The sequence below is a fragment of the Flavobacterium sp. HNIBRBA15423 genome, assembly GCF_052655965.1.
On record NZ_CP199751.1, the window covers coordinates 1,731,020 to 1,752,564 of the forward strand.

The 21,545-nt window shown below is 29.8% G+C and carries 13 protein-coding genes; 1 reads left to right on the forward strand and 12 read right to left on the reverse strand.

The window, feature by feature from the left end; genetic code table 11:
• Positions 1–34: 34 nt before the first annotated feature.
• From ACULEV_RS07840 to ACULEV_RS07870, 7 genes are read right to left on the reverse strand one after another with little or no spacing between them, the layout of a single operon-like run.
• On the reverse strand, positions 35–799 hold the full coding sequence (locus ACULEV_RS07840) for a rhamnogalacturonan acetylesterase (RefSeq protein ID WP_445458115.1): 765 nt from the start codon (positions 797–799) through the stop codon (positions 35–37).
• Positions 786–2,780: a pectate lyase gene (gene pelA, locus ACULEV_RS07845; RefSeq protein ID WP_445458116.1), complete on the reverse strand. Its 1,995-nt coding sequence runs from the start codon at positions 2,778–2,780 to the stop codon at positions 786–788. The genes ACULEV_RS07840 and pelA overlap by 14 nt, the downstream gene beginning before the upstream one ends.
• A gap of 11 nt (positions 2,781–2,791) precedes the next feature.
• Positions 2,792–4,405 carry a glycoside hydrolase family 43 protein gene (locus tag ACULEV_RS07850; RefSeq protein ID WP_445458117.1) on the reverse strand — a complete coding sequence of 538 codons (1,614 nt, stop codon included), beginning with the start codon at positions 4,403–4,405 and terminating at the stop codon, positions 2,792–2,794.
• Entirely contained in the window at positions 4,402–5,451 is a 1,050-nt protein-coding gene (locus tag ACULEV_RS07855) for a Gfo/Idh/MocA family oxidoreductase (RefSeq protein WP_445458118.1), read from the reverse strand. The genes ACULEV_RS07850 and ACULEV_RS07855 overlap by 4 nt, the downstream gene beginning before the upstream one ends.
• A gap of 3 nt (positions 5,452–5,454) precedes the next feature.
• Positions 5,455–6,687, reverse strand: coding sequence for a glycoside hydrolase family 88/105 protein (locus ACULEV_RS07860; RefSeq protein WP_445458119.1), 1,233 nt, complete (start codon positions 6,685–6,687; stop codon positions 5,455–5,457).
• 2 nt (positions 6,688–6,689) lie between these two features.
• Positions 6,690–7,688 (reverse strand): DUF4861 family protein, encoded by a 999-nt coding sequence (locus ACULEV_RS07865; RefSeq protein WP_445458120.1) that lies wholly within the window; start codon positions 7,686–7,688, stop codon positions 6,690–6,692.
• Position 7,689: 1 nt separating this feature from the next.
• Positions 7,690–8,592, reverse strand: coding sequence for an alpha/beta fold hydrolase (locus ACULEV_RS07870; RefSeq protein ID WP_445458121.1), 903 nt, complete (start codon positions 8,590–8,592; stop codon positions 7,690–7,692).
• A 424-nt stretch (positions 8,593–9,016) separates the two neighbouring features.
• On the opposite strand from ACULEV_RS07870, the gene ACULEV_RS07875 reads away from it, so the two are divergent.
• A complete protein-coding gene (locus ACULEV_RS07875; RefSeq protein ID WP_445458122.1) occupies positions 9,017–11,503 on the forward strand; it encodes a pectate lyase family protein in 2,487 nt (828 codons plus the stop codon).
• A 364-nt stretch (positions 11,504–11,867) separates the two neighbouring features.
• Here the strand turns inward: ACULEV_RS07875 and ACULEV_RS07880 are convergent, their stop codons facing one another.
• From ACULEV_RS07880 to ACULEV_RS07900, 5 genes are all read right to left on the reverse strand, one after another.
• Positions 11,868–13,808: a GDSL-type esterase/lipase family protein gene (locus ACULEV_RS07880; RefSeq protein WP_445458123.1), complete on the reverse strand. Its 1,941-nt coding sequence runs from the start codon at positions 13,806–13,808 to the stop codon at positions 11,868–11,870.
• A 274-nt stretch (positions 13,809–14,082) separates the two neighbouring features.
• Positions 14,083–14,877 carry a T9SS type A sorting domain-containing protein gene (locus tag ACULEV_RS07885; RefSeq protein ID WP_445458124.1) on the reverse strand — a complete coding sequence of 265 codons (795 nt, stop codon included), beginning with the start codon at positions 14,875–14,877 and terminating at the stop codon, positions 14,083–14,085.
• Positions 14,878–14,998: 121 nt separating this feature from the next.
• Complete coding sequence (locus tag ACULEV_RS07890; protein WP_445458125.1) at positions 14,999–16,339, reverse strand: pectate lyase family protein; 1,341 nt, start codon at positions 16,337–16,339, stop codon at positions 14,999–15,001.
• A 37-nt stretch (positions 16,340–16,376) separates the two neighbouring features.
• Entirely contained in the window at positions 16,377–19,607 is a 3,231-nt protein-coding gene (locus tag ACULEV_RS07895; RefSeq protein WP_445458126.1) for a pectinesterase family protein, read from the reverse strand.
• Between the two features lie 143 nt (positions 19,608–19,750).
• Complete coding sequence (locus ACULEV_RS07900; protein ID WP_445458127.1) at positions 19,751–21,535, reverse strand: RagB/SusD family nutrient uptake outer membrane protein; 1,785 nt, start codon at positions 21,533–21,535, stop codon at positions 19,751–19,753.
• Positions 21,536–21,545: the final 10 nt, after the last annotated feature.

The window sequence follows — 21,545 nt, forward strand, 5'->3', positions numbered from 1 at the left end:
TCAATATTATTATGTTTTTAAAGAGTTTCATTTCTTATTTTTTGATGAATTTTCTTAAGGCTTCAACTTTTATTGCCAATTCTTTAACAGCTAAATTGGCTACTTCATTTGCTCCTAATTTAGATAAATGAGTGTTATCCTCTTTTCCATCTGGAAAATAAGAATTTTCTCCTTTAGCAAAATGAAGATGTAATTTTTTTGAATCTTCTAAACCATAAGATTCTTCTAATTTTTCGGTTAAATATTGCATATCAATGAAAGGAACATTCATCTCTTGTGCCACCATTCTAGCCACTAGTGTATAATTACCATGAGAATCTAATAAGACACCTTCTGGATTAAATTTTCTTCTTGCAATTGAGGAAAATAGAATAGGAATTGCTCCTTTTGATCTAGTTTCTTCAACGTAACGCATTAAATTATAGCGATATGATGTTTGCGGATTTGTATATCTTTTAGGATCTGTATCTTTTGAATCATTATGACCAAATTGGATAAAAACATAGTTACCTGGTTTTAATGAATCTAAAACGGGTTGCCAATGTTTTAATTCTCTGAAACTTTTTGTACTTCTACCATTTACTGCATGATTTTTAATGATTACATTCTCTGTAAAAAAATCAGGTAAAACTTGTCCCCAACCAAATTCTGGATTTGTTTCAGGATTCTTTTTATTAGCCATTGTAGAATCACCAATGGTGTAAATTGTAATATTTTGATTTTCAGAATCAGACAAGTTTGAACTTTTGCATCCTAAAAAAAGTAATGTACTTAAAACAAATAATTTATATATTTTCATACCAATTTGAATTTCCTAAAACATTTTTTTGTGTATATTTTTTTGATTCCTTTTTACAAAGTTGGTGAGACCAAGAAACTCTTGATTTTGTGTTTGAACCTTCTCCTCTATTTTCATATTCTGCATAAAAACTTGTTTTTTCTGCTTCAGATTTGGACCAATTATGCCAACCTTCTGGTAAAATATGTTTTCCTAGCGTACAATTTATGAAGACAGTTTTAGCATAAATTCTCCAAGGTCTTCCTAAATAAACTTTACTAGTTATATCATTTGAAGTTAAATTACAATCTTTAAAAACATAACCGAATAAGCTATCTTTAGGTGTAGAAGCAGCTGTTATGTAGGAATCTTTTTTCGAATGAATTTCACAATTTTCAAAAAAAGCTGTTGCGCTTCCAAAAATAAAATCAGTTGTACCTTCGATATAGCAATTTTTGTAATACTGTTTACCAATACCAGATGCATAAAGAGTATCTTGATTGCCTAGTAATCGACAATCAACTACAACTATTCTATGAGAAAAAACGGATAATGCTACTGCCTGGCCAACATCTCCAGATGAATTCTCAATAGTTAAGTTTTTTAAGATAATGTCATTGGCTTCAACAAGAACTGTATAGGTGTAGAATGTACTATTTCTACCTAAACTTAATTTATTGAAATAATCATCGTAAGTAATAATGGTTTTTTCCTTACTTTCTCCAATTAATGAAACATTTGTATTCCATTCATGAATTTTTATTTTTTCTTTATAAATACCATTTTTGATGAAGATTGTAATTCTTTCATAAGGAAATGCTTTGGAATTATTAATTGCCTCTTGAATAGTTTTATAATCACCACTTCCATCTTGAGTAACTACAACATAATATTTGTCATTTTGCTGTTGTTTTAAAGCTGTAATTCCGTTCTTTACTTTCCATTTGGGATATTTTTTTAAAACTTTTTCTGGACTTGTAACATACCAAGCATAACCATTTCTTCTCTCTGAACCAATCTCTTCAATAGAATATTTTTTTATTCCATCTCTATCACAAAAGAAAGGTCGATTATCGTCTAACTCCATGAAACGAGCCCAAATTGCAGGAGCATTTTCATCTGGAATCATTTTTTTATCATTTACTTTTCCTTTTTCATCATAGGTTCTTTCTTCTCTTAAGCCAGTAATTTTTACTTTTTCAAACCATGTTACTGCAGCATTTACAGCAGTTATAATTTCTTTTGATGGATTTTCAATCGACATTAACAATAGCACTATATCAGCTGATTCATATCCACTTAATGAGGGTAATTCGTAAGCTCTAGCTTTTGCAGGTAATAAACTGTTTTCGTCATGTTGGGCGCACCAACTTGTTAAAATACCATTTTGTTTGTATTGTGTTTTTAGAATACAATCAATTCCTTTATTAAAAGCATTTTGTGCTTTTAATATAATTTTATCATTAGGTTTTATGGAATAAAAATCTGTTTTATCTTTAATCTCTTTTAAAAGATTAAGAACATTTATCATCGAATTATCATTATAAGTGATGTGTGTATAATATCCTTTTTTTAAAGGGTAAAATTGGGGCCAACCTCCATTTTTATATTGGGCTTCTAAAATGTAGTCTAATCCTTTAAGAAAGGCTTCTTTGTAGCGATTATCAGGAATTTGCTTATACATTTTTGAAAGAAAATCCATTTCTTGAATAGTTGCTCCATTATCTATAGTTATGTCTTTAGTATTTGGCTTTAATAAAGTTAATGCTATTCTATCTACTTCAGCTAATTTGTCTTGCATTTGAATATTTTTGGGCCAACCACCAATATCTCTTTGATATAACAAAACATTTTCTGCTATTTCTTTTGCTTCATTTGAAGCAAACCAAGCATCATCACTTTTATAAATAATGTTTTTCCAAGATTTATTTTGAATTTGAGCATTCAAATTCAAAATAAATAATAAACTAAATTTTAAAATTAATATTTTTTTATAAGACATAATTTAATGTTTTAATTATTTACTCTAAACCAATCAATATCTACGCTACCGGCATCATTAATTGAGCCATTTCGTAAGGCTAAATAGCCAATTTTTGCTCCAATCCACTTCCCTTCTCTGGAAGCAAAATCGTTTCCAATTTTTTCATATTGTATTCCATTTGTACTGTATGAAAAAACTACAACACCACCTATTTTAACTTCAGCTTGAAGATAAATGGTATTTGATTTTAAGTTAATTCTATCAATTTCTTGTTCCTCCATATTCTTATCTGCATTTTTGCAAATAACTTGAGAAAGAAAAAGTTGTCCATTTAGTCTTTCAATCTTTAAATAGCTATAATCTAATCCCATAATTAAAAAACCTACTTGCTCACCATCAAAACGAGCATTAAAAGTCATTTTTGTAGTAGCTGTAAAAGTCTCTGATGGAAATTTTTGCAAAAGTAAATTACCTACATTATAAATATTCTTTGAATCTTCTGGTTTTGGTTTACAATACATTGTAAAATGTCCCATACTTGTAGGAAAACCCCAATAGATTTGTGGATTTGCGTGCCATTGCCATTGTAAACCTAATTTACTATCATTGAACTCATCTGAATCTGGTGGTGTAATTATAGGAAATTGTTTTCCAACATTTGGTTTTTTAAAAAGAGTCACAGGCTGTCCTATTCCATTATTATCTTCATCTGCTCCTATAATTGGCCAATTATTTTTCCATTTCATAGGCTGTAAATGAACTATTCTACCATAAGCTCCTTTATCTTGAAAATGAAAAAACCAATCTTCACCAGTTTGTGTTTGTACCCAAGCTCCTTGATGTGGCCCATTAATTGCGGTTTTTCCTTGATCCATTACTCTCTTTTTTTCATAAGGGCCATAAATATTCTTAGACCTTAAAACTGTTTGCCAACCCGTTGCCACACCTCCAGCTGGAGCAAAAATGTAATAATAACCCTTGTACTTATAGAATTTTGGCCCTTCAATTGTTGATTCTTCTTCATGACCATCAATAATCATTACATCATCGTCATTTGCTTTTGTAGCTTCTGAATTTAAGGTACAAATAGCTAAAAGGCTTTTTATTCCTGCACGACTTCCTGCAAAAGCATAAGCCATATAAACTTTTTCATCATCATCCCACAAAGGTGTTGGATCAATGATTCCTTTTCCTTCTTTTATTAAAAGCGGGTTTGACCAGTTTTCATGAGGATTTTTGGTTTTAACCATATAAATACCATAATCTGGATCTGGATAAAAAATATAAAATTCTTTATTATGATAACGAATGCATGGAGCCCAAACACCATTTCCATGTTGTACTTTATCAAACACATCAAAAGGAGGTTGTTTTTTTAGTGCATAATTAATTAATTTCCAATTAACTAAATCCTTTGAATGCAAAATAGGTAAACCAGGAACACAATTAAAAGAGGAAGCAGTCATGTAATAATCATTACCTACTCTAATTACATCTGGATCAGAATAATCGGAATGCAAAATTGGGTTTTTATAGTTCCCATCACCATTATCTGCTACCCAAGCATTAGAAACTGTATCTTTTTGCTGTGCAAAGACAGTTACAATTGAAATTAATAATACTATTAAGAATTGAAATTTCATAATTGGATTACTTTTCTTTCTTTATTACTTAGCGAAGCAACTTCAATAATTTGTATAACTTGCATACCTTCTATTGCTGTAATTGGAACTTTTGAACTATTTCTGATAGCATCATAAAGAGCATCATAATATTCCATATAGTTCCCTTTTAATGAAGAAATATGCTCTTTTATTATTTTTCCTTCTTTTTCAGTATGCAATATTCCCATTTCATTTTTTGGTTCTATTCCCCAATTTTCTGAATCTGGTGTTTTTCCAGCTTGAAGAGCTGTTTCTTGAACGTCAGATTTTGTTTTTATAAAAGATCCTTTTGTACCATGTAAAACATAACTAGGCAAAGGTTCACGAACAAAATAACTTGATTTAAGAGTTACTTTATGTAATTTATAGTATAATTTTAAATCGAAATAATCGACAACCTTAGAATTAGGCCTTTTACAATCTAAATCTGCAAAAACAGCATTTGGCATACCAAATAATTGTAAGGCTTGATCTATTAAATGTGAGCCTAAATCATACAAACTACCTACTCCAACTGTAGGTGTTTCTTTATGTGTTTTATAACTCAATTCTGGAACAAAACGATCATAATGAATGGCAACATCAACTATATCTCCTAATAAATTTTCTTTAAGTATTTTTCTAACAGTTTTAAAATCACTGTCATAGCGACGATTGTGATAAACAGAAAGAACTACATTTTTCTCTTTAGCTAATTGGATTAATTCTTCCGCTTCTGAAACAGTTACAGTAAAAGGTTTTTCTACCACTACATTTTTGCCTGCATTTATAATTTGTTTGGTAAAATTATAATGCGTTATATTTGGTGTGTTAACAATAACTAATTCAATAGTATCATCAGCCAATAAATTTTCTAGCGTTCTAAACGTTTTTATTTGAGGATACTTTTCAATGGCTTGATTTTTAGTTCTTTCCAAAGCACCATATAAGTTGTATTTTGGATTTACGGTGAGAAAAGGAGCATGAAATAAATTGCCACTCATTCCAAAAGAACATAAAGCAGTATGTATTGGAGAAAAACTCATTTTTTATTTATTTAGTTCCAAAGCAGCCAAAATAAAAGAACCAGTTGCTTTAGGATCATTATCTTTTTTACGTTCGTTTACATAATATTCGTATGAACCATCTCTATATGGGTCACCACCTAAACCAGCAACAGCACAAGCTTGTGTTATTGTAACTTCACCATCTTCAGAAACTTTTATCAAATCTCTTGTGATACCATCGAAAGCTTTATTAGCTGCGGTTTTATATTCTGCAGATAAATACCCTTTATTTACACCTTTGGCTAATGCATAAGCAAACATAGCTGAACCAGAAGCTTCTAAATAATTCCCCTCTTTATCACCCATATCTGTTACTTGATACCATAATCCTGAAGAATGTTGTTGCTTCACTAAAGCTTTCGCTAATTGATTTAAATATAAAACCAATTCTTTTTGCTTTGGATGATTTTCAGGAAAATAATCTAATACATCTACTAAAGCCATTGCATACCAACCTAATGAACGTGACCAAAAATTTGGTGAAGTTCCAGTTTCTTTATTGGCCCAAGCCATAGCTTTACTTTCATCCCAACCATGGTATAATAATCCTGTTTTTGAATCCAAAGCATGTTTTTGAATTAATTCAAATTGTTTGGCTACATCTTCTAAATTTTTACCTTCTTCAAATTTAACAGTATAGTGAGCATAAAAAGGTTCTCCCATATACAAACCATCTAGCCACATTTGAGAAGGGTATATTTTTTTATGCCAAAATCCACCTTCTGAAGTTCTTGGATGTTCAGACAATTGTTTTCTTAGAAGTTGCATGGCTTTTAAATATTTCTCTTCTTTTGTAGTTTCATACAAATGGAATAAAATATTACCAGCTTCAATCATATCTATATTAAATTTTTCATATTTATAAGAAGGAATATTGCCAGTACTATCAATTGTAATATCTGCATATTCTTTTATATAATCGTAATACTTTTTATTATTTGTCTTTTTGTAAAGTTGTTCAAAAGAAGTTAATACTAAGCCATGAACATAATCCCATTTAGGTTCTTTTCTACCATCAATTTGAAAAGCCTTTGGATGATTTTTTATTATTGTTAAAGCTAATCGTTCTGACCATTTTAAAGAATCAGAAATTGCCATTTCTTTTGGTAAGTCTTTAACTTCTGATTCTTTTATTTTTTGTTTGCAATTTGTAAAAAATAAAATAGTAACTAGTATATAGATAAAACCGTTTGTTTTCAGGACTCTTTTTTTCATTCTTATTTTAATTTATTTGATAAATTTAACTCTTTTAATTTTTCATTTAGATATGCTAGAAATTCTTCTTGTGTTTTAATTCCATTAACTTCTTGTTCCCATGCTCCTAAAAAATAGAAAGACACTTCACTTTTTGTAGGTTTAAACTGGATTAAATGATCGTGTTCTCCTTTAAAAATATTTTCAGCAGTTGCTACTTCATAAAAAATTGCCATTCCTAAATCATCAGGAATAAGTGTTTGTTCTCCATAAGTAGCAATATAAGCCCATTTCTTGTTATCACTTTCTTTTTGAATTAAAGGAAGATTATTCAATTTAACAATTCCAGTACAAATTCCATCTAAACCTTCTGAATTTTGGATGGTATGCTTTGTATATCTTTCATCAGCAGAAATAGATAATGTTGATTTTAAGTTTGTTTTTTGATTATTAGTCTTCCAACCAAAATAATTCACTTTTACAATAGATTGATTTTCTAAATTTTCAACCTTAGCAAATGTAGAATCTACTTCTTTAAAATGAATCACCTCTTTGTTTACGTATCTTCCAATGGAACCAATACCAAGCCCTTTTCCTACTTTTAGAATATCAGAGCCCCAAGATTGTGGTTTATGATAAGAATCAAAGCCATCTTGTCCAACTTTAGACAAAACCATTGTATCAGTAACTTTACCAAAGATGTCGATTGCATTTCTCCAATCTAAATATAATCTATACCCGATTTTATTACTTTCCCAACCAGGTCCTTCATATCTAATATACCAAGAGTGGTCAGTATGTTCAGCAGGAACTTTTAAGCTATCTACATTTTTAAATGTTCCTTCTAAATATTCTCTTCCTTTCCAATGTCCTCCTTCTTTTATGGAAAGCTCTGCATATGTTTTTACTATTTCTTCTTTTTTAGTGTTCTTTTCAACAGTTATTTTTGTTTCAGTATTATCTTTACAAGCAATAAAAATTGTAAGAATAATTACTCCGGTAATTAATTTTAATGTTTTCATTTTATCGATTAGATTTAAAAATTGAGTCTAGAAAATTGGTTATATATAGTAAAGTATCTTCAAACCATGGTTCAAATAACCAAAAAGTATGAGGACTATCTTTTATTGTTTCAATTTTATTATAGATATGGTATTTGTTTAATATATTAATGAAATCATCTCTTCCTGCATGAAATCTATCATATTGACTATTTATAAAAAGAATTGGAGAAGTTCTTTCATCAACATGACTAAGTGCAGAAGCTTCATGCCAAACATAAGGTTTTTCCTCATACGTTCCTCCTAACCATTTGGCGGCTAATGTTCCTTCACTAGACTCTGGATGATGAAATGCCAAAACACCATCTAAATTTACTATGGCTTGGAAATATTTTGGAAATTTTGCGCCCAATAAAGAAGCCATTTGTCCACCAGATGAACAACCTAAAACACCCACTTTGAGTGTGTCTATGTTAAACTTATGTGCATTTTTTTTTATAAATTTTAAAGATTCTAATATGTCATCTATAGATGAAGGATATTGGGCTTCATCAGATAATCTATACTCAATTGTAAAACAGCTATAGCCACTTTTAGCAATATTTTGAGCTAAAGGTTTTAGCATAGATTTATTACCTGATTTCCAACCACCACCATGAATTAAGAGTATCGCTGGTTTTTTTTCTCTAGATTTTAATTGATAAGAATCAAAGGCAAGAGTTATTTTTTTTGATTTAAAATAAATAATATTTTCCTCTTCTTTAATCAAAGAATCCTTTATTGGACTTACCATTTTAATAAAAGGAAACTTTTTTACTTGTTTATTATACTCTGATATAGTCGTATAAGAAAAATCTGTTTTAGATTGTGAATATAAATTAGTTATAGAAACCGTTATAATTAATAGAAAAGAAGTTTTCATCATGTTTAATTTCAATTTAGTAACAAAAGCCTAATTTCATATAAATTATTTTATCGTAATCGATTACACAAAAATATAAAATATTTTAAAATAATAAATTAAAAGGTCTTTTTTTTTAATATTTTACCTAAAATTTATCAAAAAAAATCGTTAAAATGTAAAAAATGAAACTTTAGAAAGCCAAATTCACAAAAAACATCTTTTTTTTGATAAAATATGATAGTTACAAAAAACTTAATTTACATTAAAAAAATATGACATATTATAAAATGTAGCTTTATTATTATGTATAATGTATATATTTTACATTTTTTTTAAATAATATTTATTTTTAAGAGTAATATATTTATTTTATGTATATATTTACATAATCGATTACGTAACTTTTAAAACATAAATAATTAACTTAATTTTTTACTATTTTGACATGAAAAAAATAATACTCTTAGTTTTAGTCTTTACTCCTATTCATTTTTATGCACAGACAGTAACTATTACACAAGCAACTCCTTGGCTTGAATCTGCATATATAACTTGGAATCCAATTAATGGAGTTGATAGTTATAATGTTTATTATACAGGTGGTGGTTATACTAATCAATTAATTGATACACAACTTATTCGTAATTATGGTACTTATTTTAGAGCTGATATAGTTGGTCTTGAAGCTGGTAATTATACTTTTAAAGTTGCACCAGTTACAGCAAGTATAGAAGGAACGGGAACAGTATCAAATAGTATTACTGTATTAACGCATGATAGAACAGGTTTTGCTCATAGTAATGGAAAGATTCCAGGAGCATATAATTTAAATGGTACTTTAAAATCAAATGCTGTAGTTTTATATATTACAGAAGATACAAAAAATACAATTTCATTGAATGTAACTGGAGCAAATTCTAACCCTTGTGTGGGTTTACAAACTATTTTAGATGGTTTTAAGAAAGGATACGACAGTAGACCTCTTTCTGTTAGATTAATTGGAAATTTAACGAATTTTAATTATATGCTAAATGGTGATTTAGTGATAGAAAATGATAATAATTCGTTAGGGTCAATTACATTTGAAGGCATTGGTTCAGATGCTTTAGCAAATGGTTGGGGCTTGCGAATAAAAAAAGGATCAAATATAGAAGTTCGTAATTTGGGATTTATGCTTACAGATGCTTCTGAAGGTGACAATATAGGTTTACAACAAGACAATAATTATGTTTGGGTTCATAATTGTGATTTATTTTATGGTAGTCCAGGAAGTTCATCCGACCAAGCTAAAGGTGATGGTGCTTTGGACTGTAAAAAATCAACTTATATAACTTTTTCATATAATCATTTTTGGGATTCGGGCAAAAGTTGTCTCTTAGGTTTAAGCGAAAACACTACTACAGGTTTATATATTACTTATCACCACAATTGGTTTGATCATTCAGATTCTAGACATCCGAGAATTAGATATTATTCTGCACATGTTTATAACAATTATTTTGATGGAAATTCAAAATACAGTACTGGTTCAACTTTAGGTTCTTCTGTTTTTATGGAAGGAAATTATTTTAGAAATTGCAAATACCCAATGCTGATCTCTAAACAAGGTAGCGATATATTAAATGGTTCTCCAGGAACTTTTTCAGATGAAGATGGAGGTTTTATAAAAGCATATAATAACTATATGGTAGGACAAACTAGTTTTTTACCTTATGATGCTTTGACTAATTCATCTCAATTTGATGCTTATGTTGCAACTACTAGAAATGAAAATATAAGTAGTAATATAACGTCTTTTCAAGGAGGCAATTTTTATAACAATTTTGATACCAACTCCTCATTATACATAAATAGTTTAGTTATTGATAATCCTACAACAGCTAGAGATAAAGCCATTCAACATTCTGGGCGTGTTTCTGGTGGAGATATTAATTTTTCATTTAACAATTCAGTTGATGATACTTCGTATGCAGTAAATACAGGATTAATGACATTATTAACTTCATATAATTCACAACTTGTTTCCGTTCAAGGTATATCGTCTACTGGAGGAAGTACTCAAACACTAACTATTCCAAGTAATAATGAACAAGTTGTTGTAACAGGTAATGCAATTAGTCCAATACTATTTACTTGGGGTGGCACTGCAACTGATGCTACTATTACCAATTTACCAGTATCTGGATTAAGTTTTATTAAAGACATGACAAATAAAACTGTAACAATTTCTGGAACTCCTACAGAAGATGTTAGCTTTACGATTACAACAGTTGGAACTTCAGGAACTCCTATATCTGGTACTGGTTCTATAACTATTACAAATGCATCCAATTTAGGAAACGAAATTCACAATTTTACAATTTCTACTCTTAATAGTTCTTTTTACACTTTTACATCTGCAAACATGAATTCCACAGCAGGATCAACTACTTATGATGGATTAACATTAACAGCACGTCTAAAAATAGAGTCTTCAACAAATATAAGCTACACTACTCCAACTATTTCAACTTTAACTTTAGTATTTGACCCTTCTTTTAATGGAACAATAAAACTAGATAACGTTGCTTATACAGCAAGTTCAGGATTAGTTATTATACCTTCAATTTCTGCTGGTAACCATGTTATTACAAAAGGAAATGTTGCCAACTTATATTATATAAAAACGGAATATGAAGCATTAAGGACAGCTATATTTAGAAAAAATAATTTGTTACTTTTTCCAAATCCAGCATCAAATGAATTAACAATTTCAGATATGGATAATAATGAAATCGAAAGAATAGATATTTATGATATGACTGGAAAATTGATTAAAAAGTATGATGGAAATACTACTGTTATTGATGTGAGTAATTTAAATACAGGAAACTACATTATTAAAGTTTATACTCCTGAAGGTGTTATTAATAGAAAAATTGTAAAGAATTAGTTAAGTTAAAATTAATTTTTCTAAATGGAAAGGAAAATTTTAGATATAAAACCTCATATAATTTGTGTAGGTTTAAAATAAACTAAGATTGTTCAAAATATCTTTTTAAGTATTAAATATTCTTAACGAGATATTTAAAAAAACCATATAAGGGACGAAAATAAAGTGCAAAATGTTAGGTTCAAAGTGTGTAGAATGAAAAAAGAAACCGTCTAAGTACCTACTAAGACGGTTTTTATGGCTTTAACTAAGAAAATCAATCAGATTATATAGTTAAAAAGCAATTCATTAACGTATTCAACTTTTAAAAAATTTATTCAAACAATTAATTGCCTTTCCATATTTTAATGTAGCAAAATTATTCTTACTGTACTAAAAACTTTATTGTTTGTGTACCTTCATTTGATTCCACTTTGCCAATATAAATGCCTTTAATTTTAGGTGATTCTATAATAGATAACTCATTGTTAATAATTGATGATTTAAGTATTTCTCTTCCTGTTAAGTCATAGATTGCGACCTTGCTGTTTAAGGGAGCATTTATAATTTTAATAAAATCATCTTCTACTATCCATTTTAATTGATTTTCAGAATACTCATTAACTGATAAATTTGAAACAGGAATGGCTACTCCATGAATTTTAACATCCGCAAGGCATATAGTTTTTCCCGTTGCGGTTGAGCTATACCAAGGATAGACACGTAGTTTTAAAGTATCACCATAAGCCAGATTAACAACAGGTATCTTTGAAACAGCATACATAGTATTTGATGTCATACTTGTAAACTCTCCAACTACAGATGTAGTTGCAAAATCATCGGTAGAATAAGAAATACGGCATCTCATACCATTACCACCTGCTCCACCAATATACATGCTTATTAAATCAATATTTAATTCTGTTCCCTGAGCTGCAGAAATTCCAAATTGGATATAACGTGTTGATACTTCATCAATTTCTCCTGCTGGCCAAACACCACCGTCAATCAAGTTTCTTTGTGTTTTTCTTGTGGTATAACCACTGCCTACAGGCCATGTAGTATTAGCGTTTGGCACAGCATATGCTTGTACGTACATATTACTATGAGATTCATCAACTGCAATAGCTGGTCCGTCTAAAACGTAACTGTCATTTACAGATAATTCCCAAAGAAGATTAACTTCGGTTCCTCCGGTTAATTCAATAAAATTAGCGGTTAAAGGAATTTCTTTGGTAATAGTTCCATTAGTTACTGTAAGCATTCCTACATTATTTCCACCAACTGACTGAGTTGTTGAGATATAAAATTTTGTGAATACAAGATTGCCACCTGTATAGTTCATATTAATAGAAGAACTAAAGGTATCAGTTATATTTTCGGCTATTAAGAAGCCATTGCTTACTGAAAGCGTAAATGTTCCAACGGACGGAACAAGATCAAAACCCGTTATTGTTAGTTCTTTAGTTAGTGTTTGTCCTGTATATGCATTACCAAAGTCACAGTTAGTTGGATTAATCAAAACATCAGTTGATGTGTTAATATAAGAAGCTAAAATATTCTGATTAACCATTTCTTGAGCACATAATCTAGCAACTAATGTTGCACCCAATGCATTTGGATGTGTAGAATCCGAAGAAACGAAAAGTTGAGCCGTACTTGCAGCATCACCATAAGATTCTAAAAGAGTCTTTGTTAAGGAAGTTAAGTCAATAAGTTGTACATTCTTTTCAATGGCAACTTCTTGCATAGCATAGCTATAATCATAAGTATGATCTGAATCAGGAACACTAAAATTTTCTCCTAAATCATGACGACCTTTGCGAGTAATAGTACCACTATTAAAATACTTTCTGCACATAGCCGTTGCTAAAATAGGTGTAGCACCTAGTGCACGTGTCTCATCTATATAAAGTCTAAGATAATCTTTATAAGTACCTTGGGCACTTGTTCCCCGATAATCTGTCCCATTTATTGGATTATTGGGATCAGTTCCACCATCTAACCCGTCATTTTTCTCATCGTTATGTGCAAATTGAATTATTACATAATCACCCGCTTGTATTTGTTGTTTTACTGTAGTCCAATAAGGAGTTTCCAAATAAAAACTTTTACTACTAGCACCGCTTTTTGCACGGTTATTAACAATGACATCAGAAGTAAAAAACTGCTGAAACATCATACCCCAACCTCTTTTATCTGTTGTGCTTTCGTCATAATTTGCCATGGTAGAATCTCCAATGGTATGCAAGGTAATTTGTGCATTTGCAGAAATAATATTGCAAAAAGCAAAAATACCTATAAATAGTTTTAATAATAATTTCATTTTTTTGTCTTTTTAATTTAACGAATTATTAAGTATATGAAAAACATATACTTTGTGATTAGATTTTCCTTTAATAAGTTTTAATAAGAAAGTGTGAAATTTATAGTTATACTTTATATTGAACTGAGTCGTTCCTTGTTTAATAACAAATGAACAATGTAGATTCTGATTAATTATAACCCATTTATTTAAATCTATTTTAAGATTTAATTTGATAAAGCATGTACATCATCCTAATAAGTGATTATAATCTGTTTGCTTTGTAATATGAAAATTATTTAATTAAAACTTTCATTGATTTTTTACCTTCATTAGATTCCATATTCACAATATAAAAACCTTTAGTTAATTCAAAATTAGTATCTATAGAAGTATTTAATGATTTTATTAATTGTCCAGTTATGTTATAAACATTTACTTTAGTATCAGAAATAATATTTGATATATAAACCTGATTGTCAAATGTGTATGCATTTACAGCTAATTTATTTTTAAAGTTGTCTGAACCCAAAGTAGTTGTTCCTAAAGCACCTATAACTTCAATTTTATAAAGATTACAAGACTGATCCCCAAAAATATAAAGATTAGTAGCACTACCTGTATATGTTGTTTCTAAAATTAATCCATCTGAAGAATTAGTACCAGCAAGAGAACCAACTATTGAGTTGCCATCTGTAACGTATAAAGTTCGTGTTCCTGAGCCTCCTGTTCTAAACCAAATTTTAATAGTGCAATTACCTGCTGTTGCAAAATAAACATAACGTTGTGTAGGCACATATACACCTTGTGTTGGGTTAACTCCACCACCTCCATTTAACTTAAAACGGTTAGCTCCAACATAACTATCAGGAAATGTTTTAGGACTAGCCTCTACTATTCCAATATTACTTGAAGATGTAATACCCATATATATTCCTAAATTGTCATTTATATCATTATCAGAAACACCCAAACTATTTAGTGGCCAATTTGCAGTATCATTACCAAAATCCCAAACCTTTGTTTGTGCAAATGAAATTGTTGTTAAAACTAAACAAGTTATAACAAATGAAAGTAATTTTTTTTTCATGATTTTAAATTTTTAAAGTTTCGTAATCGATTAAGTAAATTTATGTTTTTTTTATCAAAAACAAAAAAAATAATCCTAAAATTTTATATATAACAAAAAATTTTAGGATTTAATTGAAGAATTAGTTTTTAATAAACTTCCATGATTTTATTTTATCACCATATCTTATCTTACATAAGTATGTTCCATTTGAAATATTTTCAATACTTAATTTTAATGTTTCGTTGGAATTTATTTTGTTACTAGTATATGTCGAAATTTTTTGTCCATTTAATGAATATATTTCAACCGTTACATTGTTTGCGATTTCATTTGAGAAATGGATATTTATTGTCTTTTCAGTTAAAGAAGTATAAAATTTAATTTCTTGATTTTTAGCTACATGATTATTCAATGTTGCACAATCATTTGGTGTAATTATTCCCGCTGTTGTCACTTGTAATGTGGCACCAGCTCCACAGGTTGCATCTGTTAGAAAACTTTCTACTTCATTAACAGGAATAGGAGTTGTAGAATAACTAGGAGGAATAACCACACCCACATTTGAAACTGCATTAATACAATTATTGAATGCTAAGGAAACTGTTCCTCCATCACCACCATAATTAGTATATACATTTGTAACATTTGCAAAATCTGTATTCTCAACATAACAAGTTAAATTATTAATACCTCCACCTAAGCCTAACGCTTTAGAAGGTGTAAGACCAGTGTTATAATAACAACTTAGAATATGAAGTTCTGCATTTCTAGCTCTCGGCATCCTATCTTTGACACCTGTTGCCCAATAACAATTTTGAAATGTAATACTATAATGACTATCCGCAGGAGCATCTGTTGAAGATGAACCTACAAGATTTGAAAATCTATGGTCATTTGAACCTCCTGAACCACCTTGAATTGCTGGTTTCAAATAAGTGAATTTACACCAAGATATTGTAACATTATCAGCCACTCCTTTGTTATCAAAATTACCATCCATACCATCTTGAAACTCACAATGATCTACCCAAACATTTGTACCTTCATTGGTTAAATTGTCCCTTCCATCAACATCATAAGCACCAGGTCCTTCAAAAATAAGATTTCTAATAATTACATTGTTAGAACCTGGTTTAATGTTAAGAATACCTGAATTAGCAGCAGAAGTTGATGAATTACCAACAGTAATTTGCAAATTTCTTAATCTTGCTCCTGGTAATCCTATAATAGTTTTATTATTCAATTGCACACTTGTATAGTCACAGTCAATTGTTCCTGACACTAAAATTACAGCATTGGCAGTAGAGGTTGATAATAGCGCATTTTTAAAAGTGGTATAAGTTGAAACTGTAACAGGTGTAGCATTACCTCCACCAGTAGCATTGGCACCAAATCCTTGTGGTGTTGCCATATAGTAATTTTGTCCAAAAACGTTTAAAATACTTAAAGTGAAGAGGCTAAATAGAATATATATTTTCATTTTAAATTTTTAAATTAGGTATATCTATAAATAGAGTTTAAAAAGTTGCTATTTTAAATGATTGTTTTCCTTCTATGGTTTTAACGATTATTATCCATATACCTGGTTCCATATTGAAATTAGTATTAAAATCGGTTTCAAAAGATTTTACTAAAGAACCATTTATAGAAAATACATTTATTTGTGTATTTGATTTTACATTAGAAATCTCAATGTTATTTTTATAAGAGTAAACTTTTACTGATGGATTATTTTCAAAAGAATCAATATCTAGAGCATCCTCTGCAATTAATTGAGGAAAAGGATCCCAATTATCGTTCCCTTTAGTAAAATTAAATGTAGTTATAGCTGTACCGTCATTTAAAATTGGATTTATTAATGAAGTTGACCAAGTAGCACGATTGGGAGTGTTATTTACTCCAGATTGCTCAATTGTTCCATATTCATACATCCCACTTGAGTTTCCACTTAAAGTATTTTGCCATCCTAATGGCATAATTAAAGAATTACCCACAAAACTAGGAGCATTTGATGTTTCTATTGTTGTATTATAAAACACAACTTCACTAGTATTAGCAGCCCATGGTCTTCCAAAATAACCTGGTTTTGCTCTATAATTTGATGCTGTTTCAATTCCAGGTTCTGCTGAAGTTATAGTGCATTCATACATTAAAAATCCTCTCCCAGAACTTTGCTGTGCTGCTGTTATATAGGAAGCATCATTAGGTGCATCACTAATATTCATACTCAACTTTGATTGATAAAATACCACATCCATTCCTCCAAAAATATAATCTACCGCACCCATCATATCTCCTTTATAAACAGCTACTCTAGAGTTTGCACCACCAAAAAATGAATCCTGACGACCAACTACTCTACATTTATTTAGAATTACTTTTTGAATATTATTTTTAATCGCAATTGCTGCCGCTCTTTCAACAAAAGTTCTATTTTGCACAGTAGTATTTCCATAGTCTGTTGGTCTTACACCAGGACTTCCTGTACTCCAAGATATTAAAACATCTTGAGATTCTTTATTTGATATATATTGATTAAAAGAGTTTTCAAAAATTATTTGTTCTGCTTCAAATCCATCTGCACTAACTACAACAGTGGCGTTCCAATAAGAACCATTAGTTGTACCCGCTCCAACATTTTGATAAGAAGGATATCCATTTTGTATATTTACATCTAAAATATCTTGATGCCATTTCTGATCTGAAGACATGCTATAATAAGTATATCCATGACCATAATATGATGTAATTCTAACTGCATTTGAAGAAATATCAACTCCAGCATTTAAAAGATTTGTGTTAGGTGTTGTTGATGCATTCTTTAATGTAATTAAAGGTTCATTTATAACAAGCATTTCTTCATAATTTCCTGGATCAATCATAATAGTTACTCTATCTGTATTTGTTCTAATCATATTAGACACAGCATATAAAGCTTCATTAATAGTTTGATAATCCTTATCGGAACCAACTGTTATAATTGAACTATAAGGAATGCTACCACCAATTTTAATTTCAGTAAAATAGGTTGTTCCATTAGTGACAATATTAATAAATCCAGGATTAGTTCCTGTATAAATATATTCAACATTATCTGTAGTAGATGTAGTTCCAGTTGAATTAATTGTGGTTATAGCCATTCCTCCTTCAATTGAAAAATTAGCTGAATAATAATAACTTATCTTTATTTTTTCTCCTACATTTACTGGTATTTGTATTGTAGCATTAGCTTGACCAATTAGATGACCTTGATTTATAGAGTTGTAAACATTCCCTGTAAAAAGTAATCCTTTGTATGATGAATTAGAGTTGGTAATAATTTGATCATCAAATGACCAAACTGTAACAGGAATAAAATTTAATGTCTTAGTAGTATTAACTCCATTTACTACTAAATTTGAAGTTAATGCTAAATCTACTGGATAATCATCTAATCCGTCAAAAGTTATAGCGTAAACTCCATCTCTGAGGGTTATTCCTGAAATAGAATTAAAATTATAACTATAACCACTTTCATTTAAATTTGTAAATGTTAGTTGTAAATTACTTTCTTGTACAGTTGTTAAACCTGTTGTATTTATTGAAATACTATGAACAGGTTTCAATGCAAAATCAATATTAGAATTTGTATTTACTGGTGAAATTGTAATGGAGTTTGAATTTAATTGAAAATCATTAACTCCATTTGCACTAATTGTATATGGAATATTAGCTTCTAATTGAACACTATAAGTAGCATTAGCTATATTAATAATTGGCGTTGGTACATATACAGTATTACTTGATGTATCAGCGGTATAAACTAAATCTAAATTTGAGATTGTAAGTCCTAATCCAGTAATTGAACCTGTTACTTCATATAGGGTAACTTGCAGAACAGTAATATTGTGATTGAAAGTACTTGCAGTTACAGTTGATAAATCTAAAGTTGTTCCATTAGTAATGATATAACCATTTGCATCAATTAACGTTATATCATAAGTATAGCCTTGAGGTAGATTTACATCATAAGTTCCGTTAGAATTCATTTGAGAAGTCCAAGATTTCCCAGCTTCATTAGTAAATACTATTGCATAATTACTAGGAATTCCTATAGCTTGTGTAAGATCAATATTACCTGAAACTGTTGTGTATACAGCAGCCTTTCTCACTATTCTATAAAAACTTGCTTTGCCATCTGCTGAATATATTTTAAAACTACTAGCATTTTTAGCAACAAATTTTGCCTCAGTAACAGCTCCACTACCAAAAGTAACATTCATCAGGTCTGATTGCAATGTGGGATTGTTTTCATCAACAAAACTAAAAATACCACCAGCATCTGTTCTTGAGACTATAGTAACTTCATCATCTTCATTTAAAACCATTCTCATATATCTATTAGTAGGTACTCCAGAAGACATACTCGGAGTTCCATTGCAATAAACTCTACCTGTATAATTGACTACACCAGCAATATTTTCATCTTTTCTAGTAAGATTAGTATTAGTTGTTCGTAATCTATCTCCAGAATTACCTACCCAAGATAAAGCACCTACAGAAAAACTTACTGGAAAATTATTACCATTGCTTCCAGAAATTATTGCACCATCATACCATGAATTTATAGTTGTTTCATTTAAATGATTGTTGTATGTGTTTACATCTAATTGTTCTGCTCCAAAATCCCACACATCTGTATTTTGGGAAAAACACATAGGTGTAGATAGTATAAATACTATAATTAAAATTTGTATTTTTTTTATCATAATAGTCAAAATTTTAAAGTGATAAAGTGTTTTATAAAACAAAACTTGCCATACTAAAATTTTTTTTAATCAAAATTTATGATTATTACTTTAATTTATTTCAGTATGACAAGCTTCTTAACTAACTCAAATAATATTGTGCATTAGTAACCATAATCGTTGACTAATGTTCCATTACTTCCATCTAAAAATACTTGCCAAATTGGCCAAAACTGTCTGTTATCAGGATTGGAAGTAGTACTATAAAGAGCTGTTATCTTAGTATCACTTAAATTATCCCACTGAAATGGAGTATAATCTGGACCTGGATCAGTAGTTTCATTTCTATTTAATCCATAAATTATTAATGATTCGTTATCTGCCGCATACCTATAATATAAAGTAGTTGGCACATCAAAATAATCTCCTGCTCTTTGTTGAAGATCAAACATTTTTGCTTTTGCTTCATTTAATTTTGTTCCCAGTAAATTCCAACGTATTAATGCTTGTTTACGCTCCATTTCTCCAGTAAATTCGTACTTGTGTTCCTCTACAATTGCGTTAAACATTGCAGGCTTGCTATTTAATGCATCTACATAACTATCAACTTTAGTTGCATGTAAAGATGGATCAAAAGCTCTCATTCTTAATTCTTTTAAATAGGGTGCTGCTGCTCCAGGCCCTTGAAGTTCATTTGCAGTTTCAGCAGCCATTAATAAAATTTCAGCATACCTCATATACATTTTATTTATTCCATCATCATTTGTTGATGTAACAAAACGATTCATCCATTCGTAACGATATTTTCCAAAATACCACTTATTTAAAGCTCCTAATTGTTGTTTTGCAAATCCATTTACAGCTGCTCCATACAAATAAGGAACACAAGTAACATCTCTTCTACTATCTGATTCATCATAATCATAGAAAACAAATGGTAATGGTCCAGCTGCTCCTCCTCTATTATTACCATTATTATGATGTTGATCATTATTTGTATGTCTTACGGCAAAAGTGAACAACATACGTCCTCTACCTGCTGAAAAAGGAATTTCCCAAAGAGATTCTCCACCAGCAGTTATATTTTCTTCGTTATATTTTCTCCATAAAGTCTCAAATGTTGGTTCAAGATGAGCTGTACCACTTTGAATAATAGAATTACATTCATTAAAAGCTAAAGTATACATGTTTTGAACAGAAAGTTCTGGGTCATTACTTCTTCTAACTGCATCAGGATATTGTTGGTAACCTGAAGCCGCTAAAGCTAATCTTGAGCGAAGCCCTTTTACAAAAGCTTTGTTAATACGTTCAACACTTGATGTTGCAGCAGTTTCATTTGGCCATGGAACTAACTCTGCAGCTTCTCCTAAATCTTGAATAAGTTGTTTGTAAATTACGTCTCTATTAGATTTTGGCAAATATAAAGTTTCATTATTAATTGGTTCGAATCTTGCAGGTACATCACCCCATGTTTTTAATAAATCTGCATAATATACAGCACGTAACGTTAGAGCTTCTCCTAAAAGATACCCTAATTCTGAACCAGCCGTTGGATCACCATAAGTTCGTAAACCTCTAATACAAATGTTTGCTCTTTCAATACCTGAATACATCATTGCCCAAACATTATTTGAAGTATTCATTTGATTATTATTAGGCAACGTATTATAGTTACATAATGAAGCATTATCATTTGAAGTAGATTCAGATGAATTATACCATTCTATATCAGTATTTAATCCGTACCATGGTAAATATCTACCTCTATAAGAATTTGTTTCCCCAAAAGGAATTTTTATTCCATCTACAGCACCTTGTGCTAATCCAGGTGTTGAAAAAATTACAGATTCATCTAATGTAGATAATGTCTGTGACTCTAAATAATCATCATTACAAGAAATTAAAATTGAGCTTATGATTATTGCAAAAACGAATATTTTATTTTTCATATTACAATAC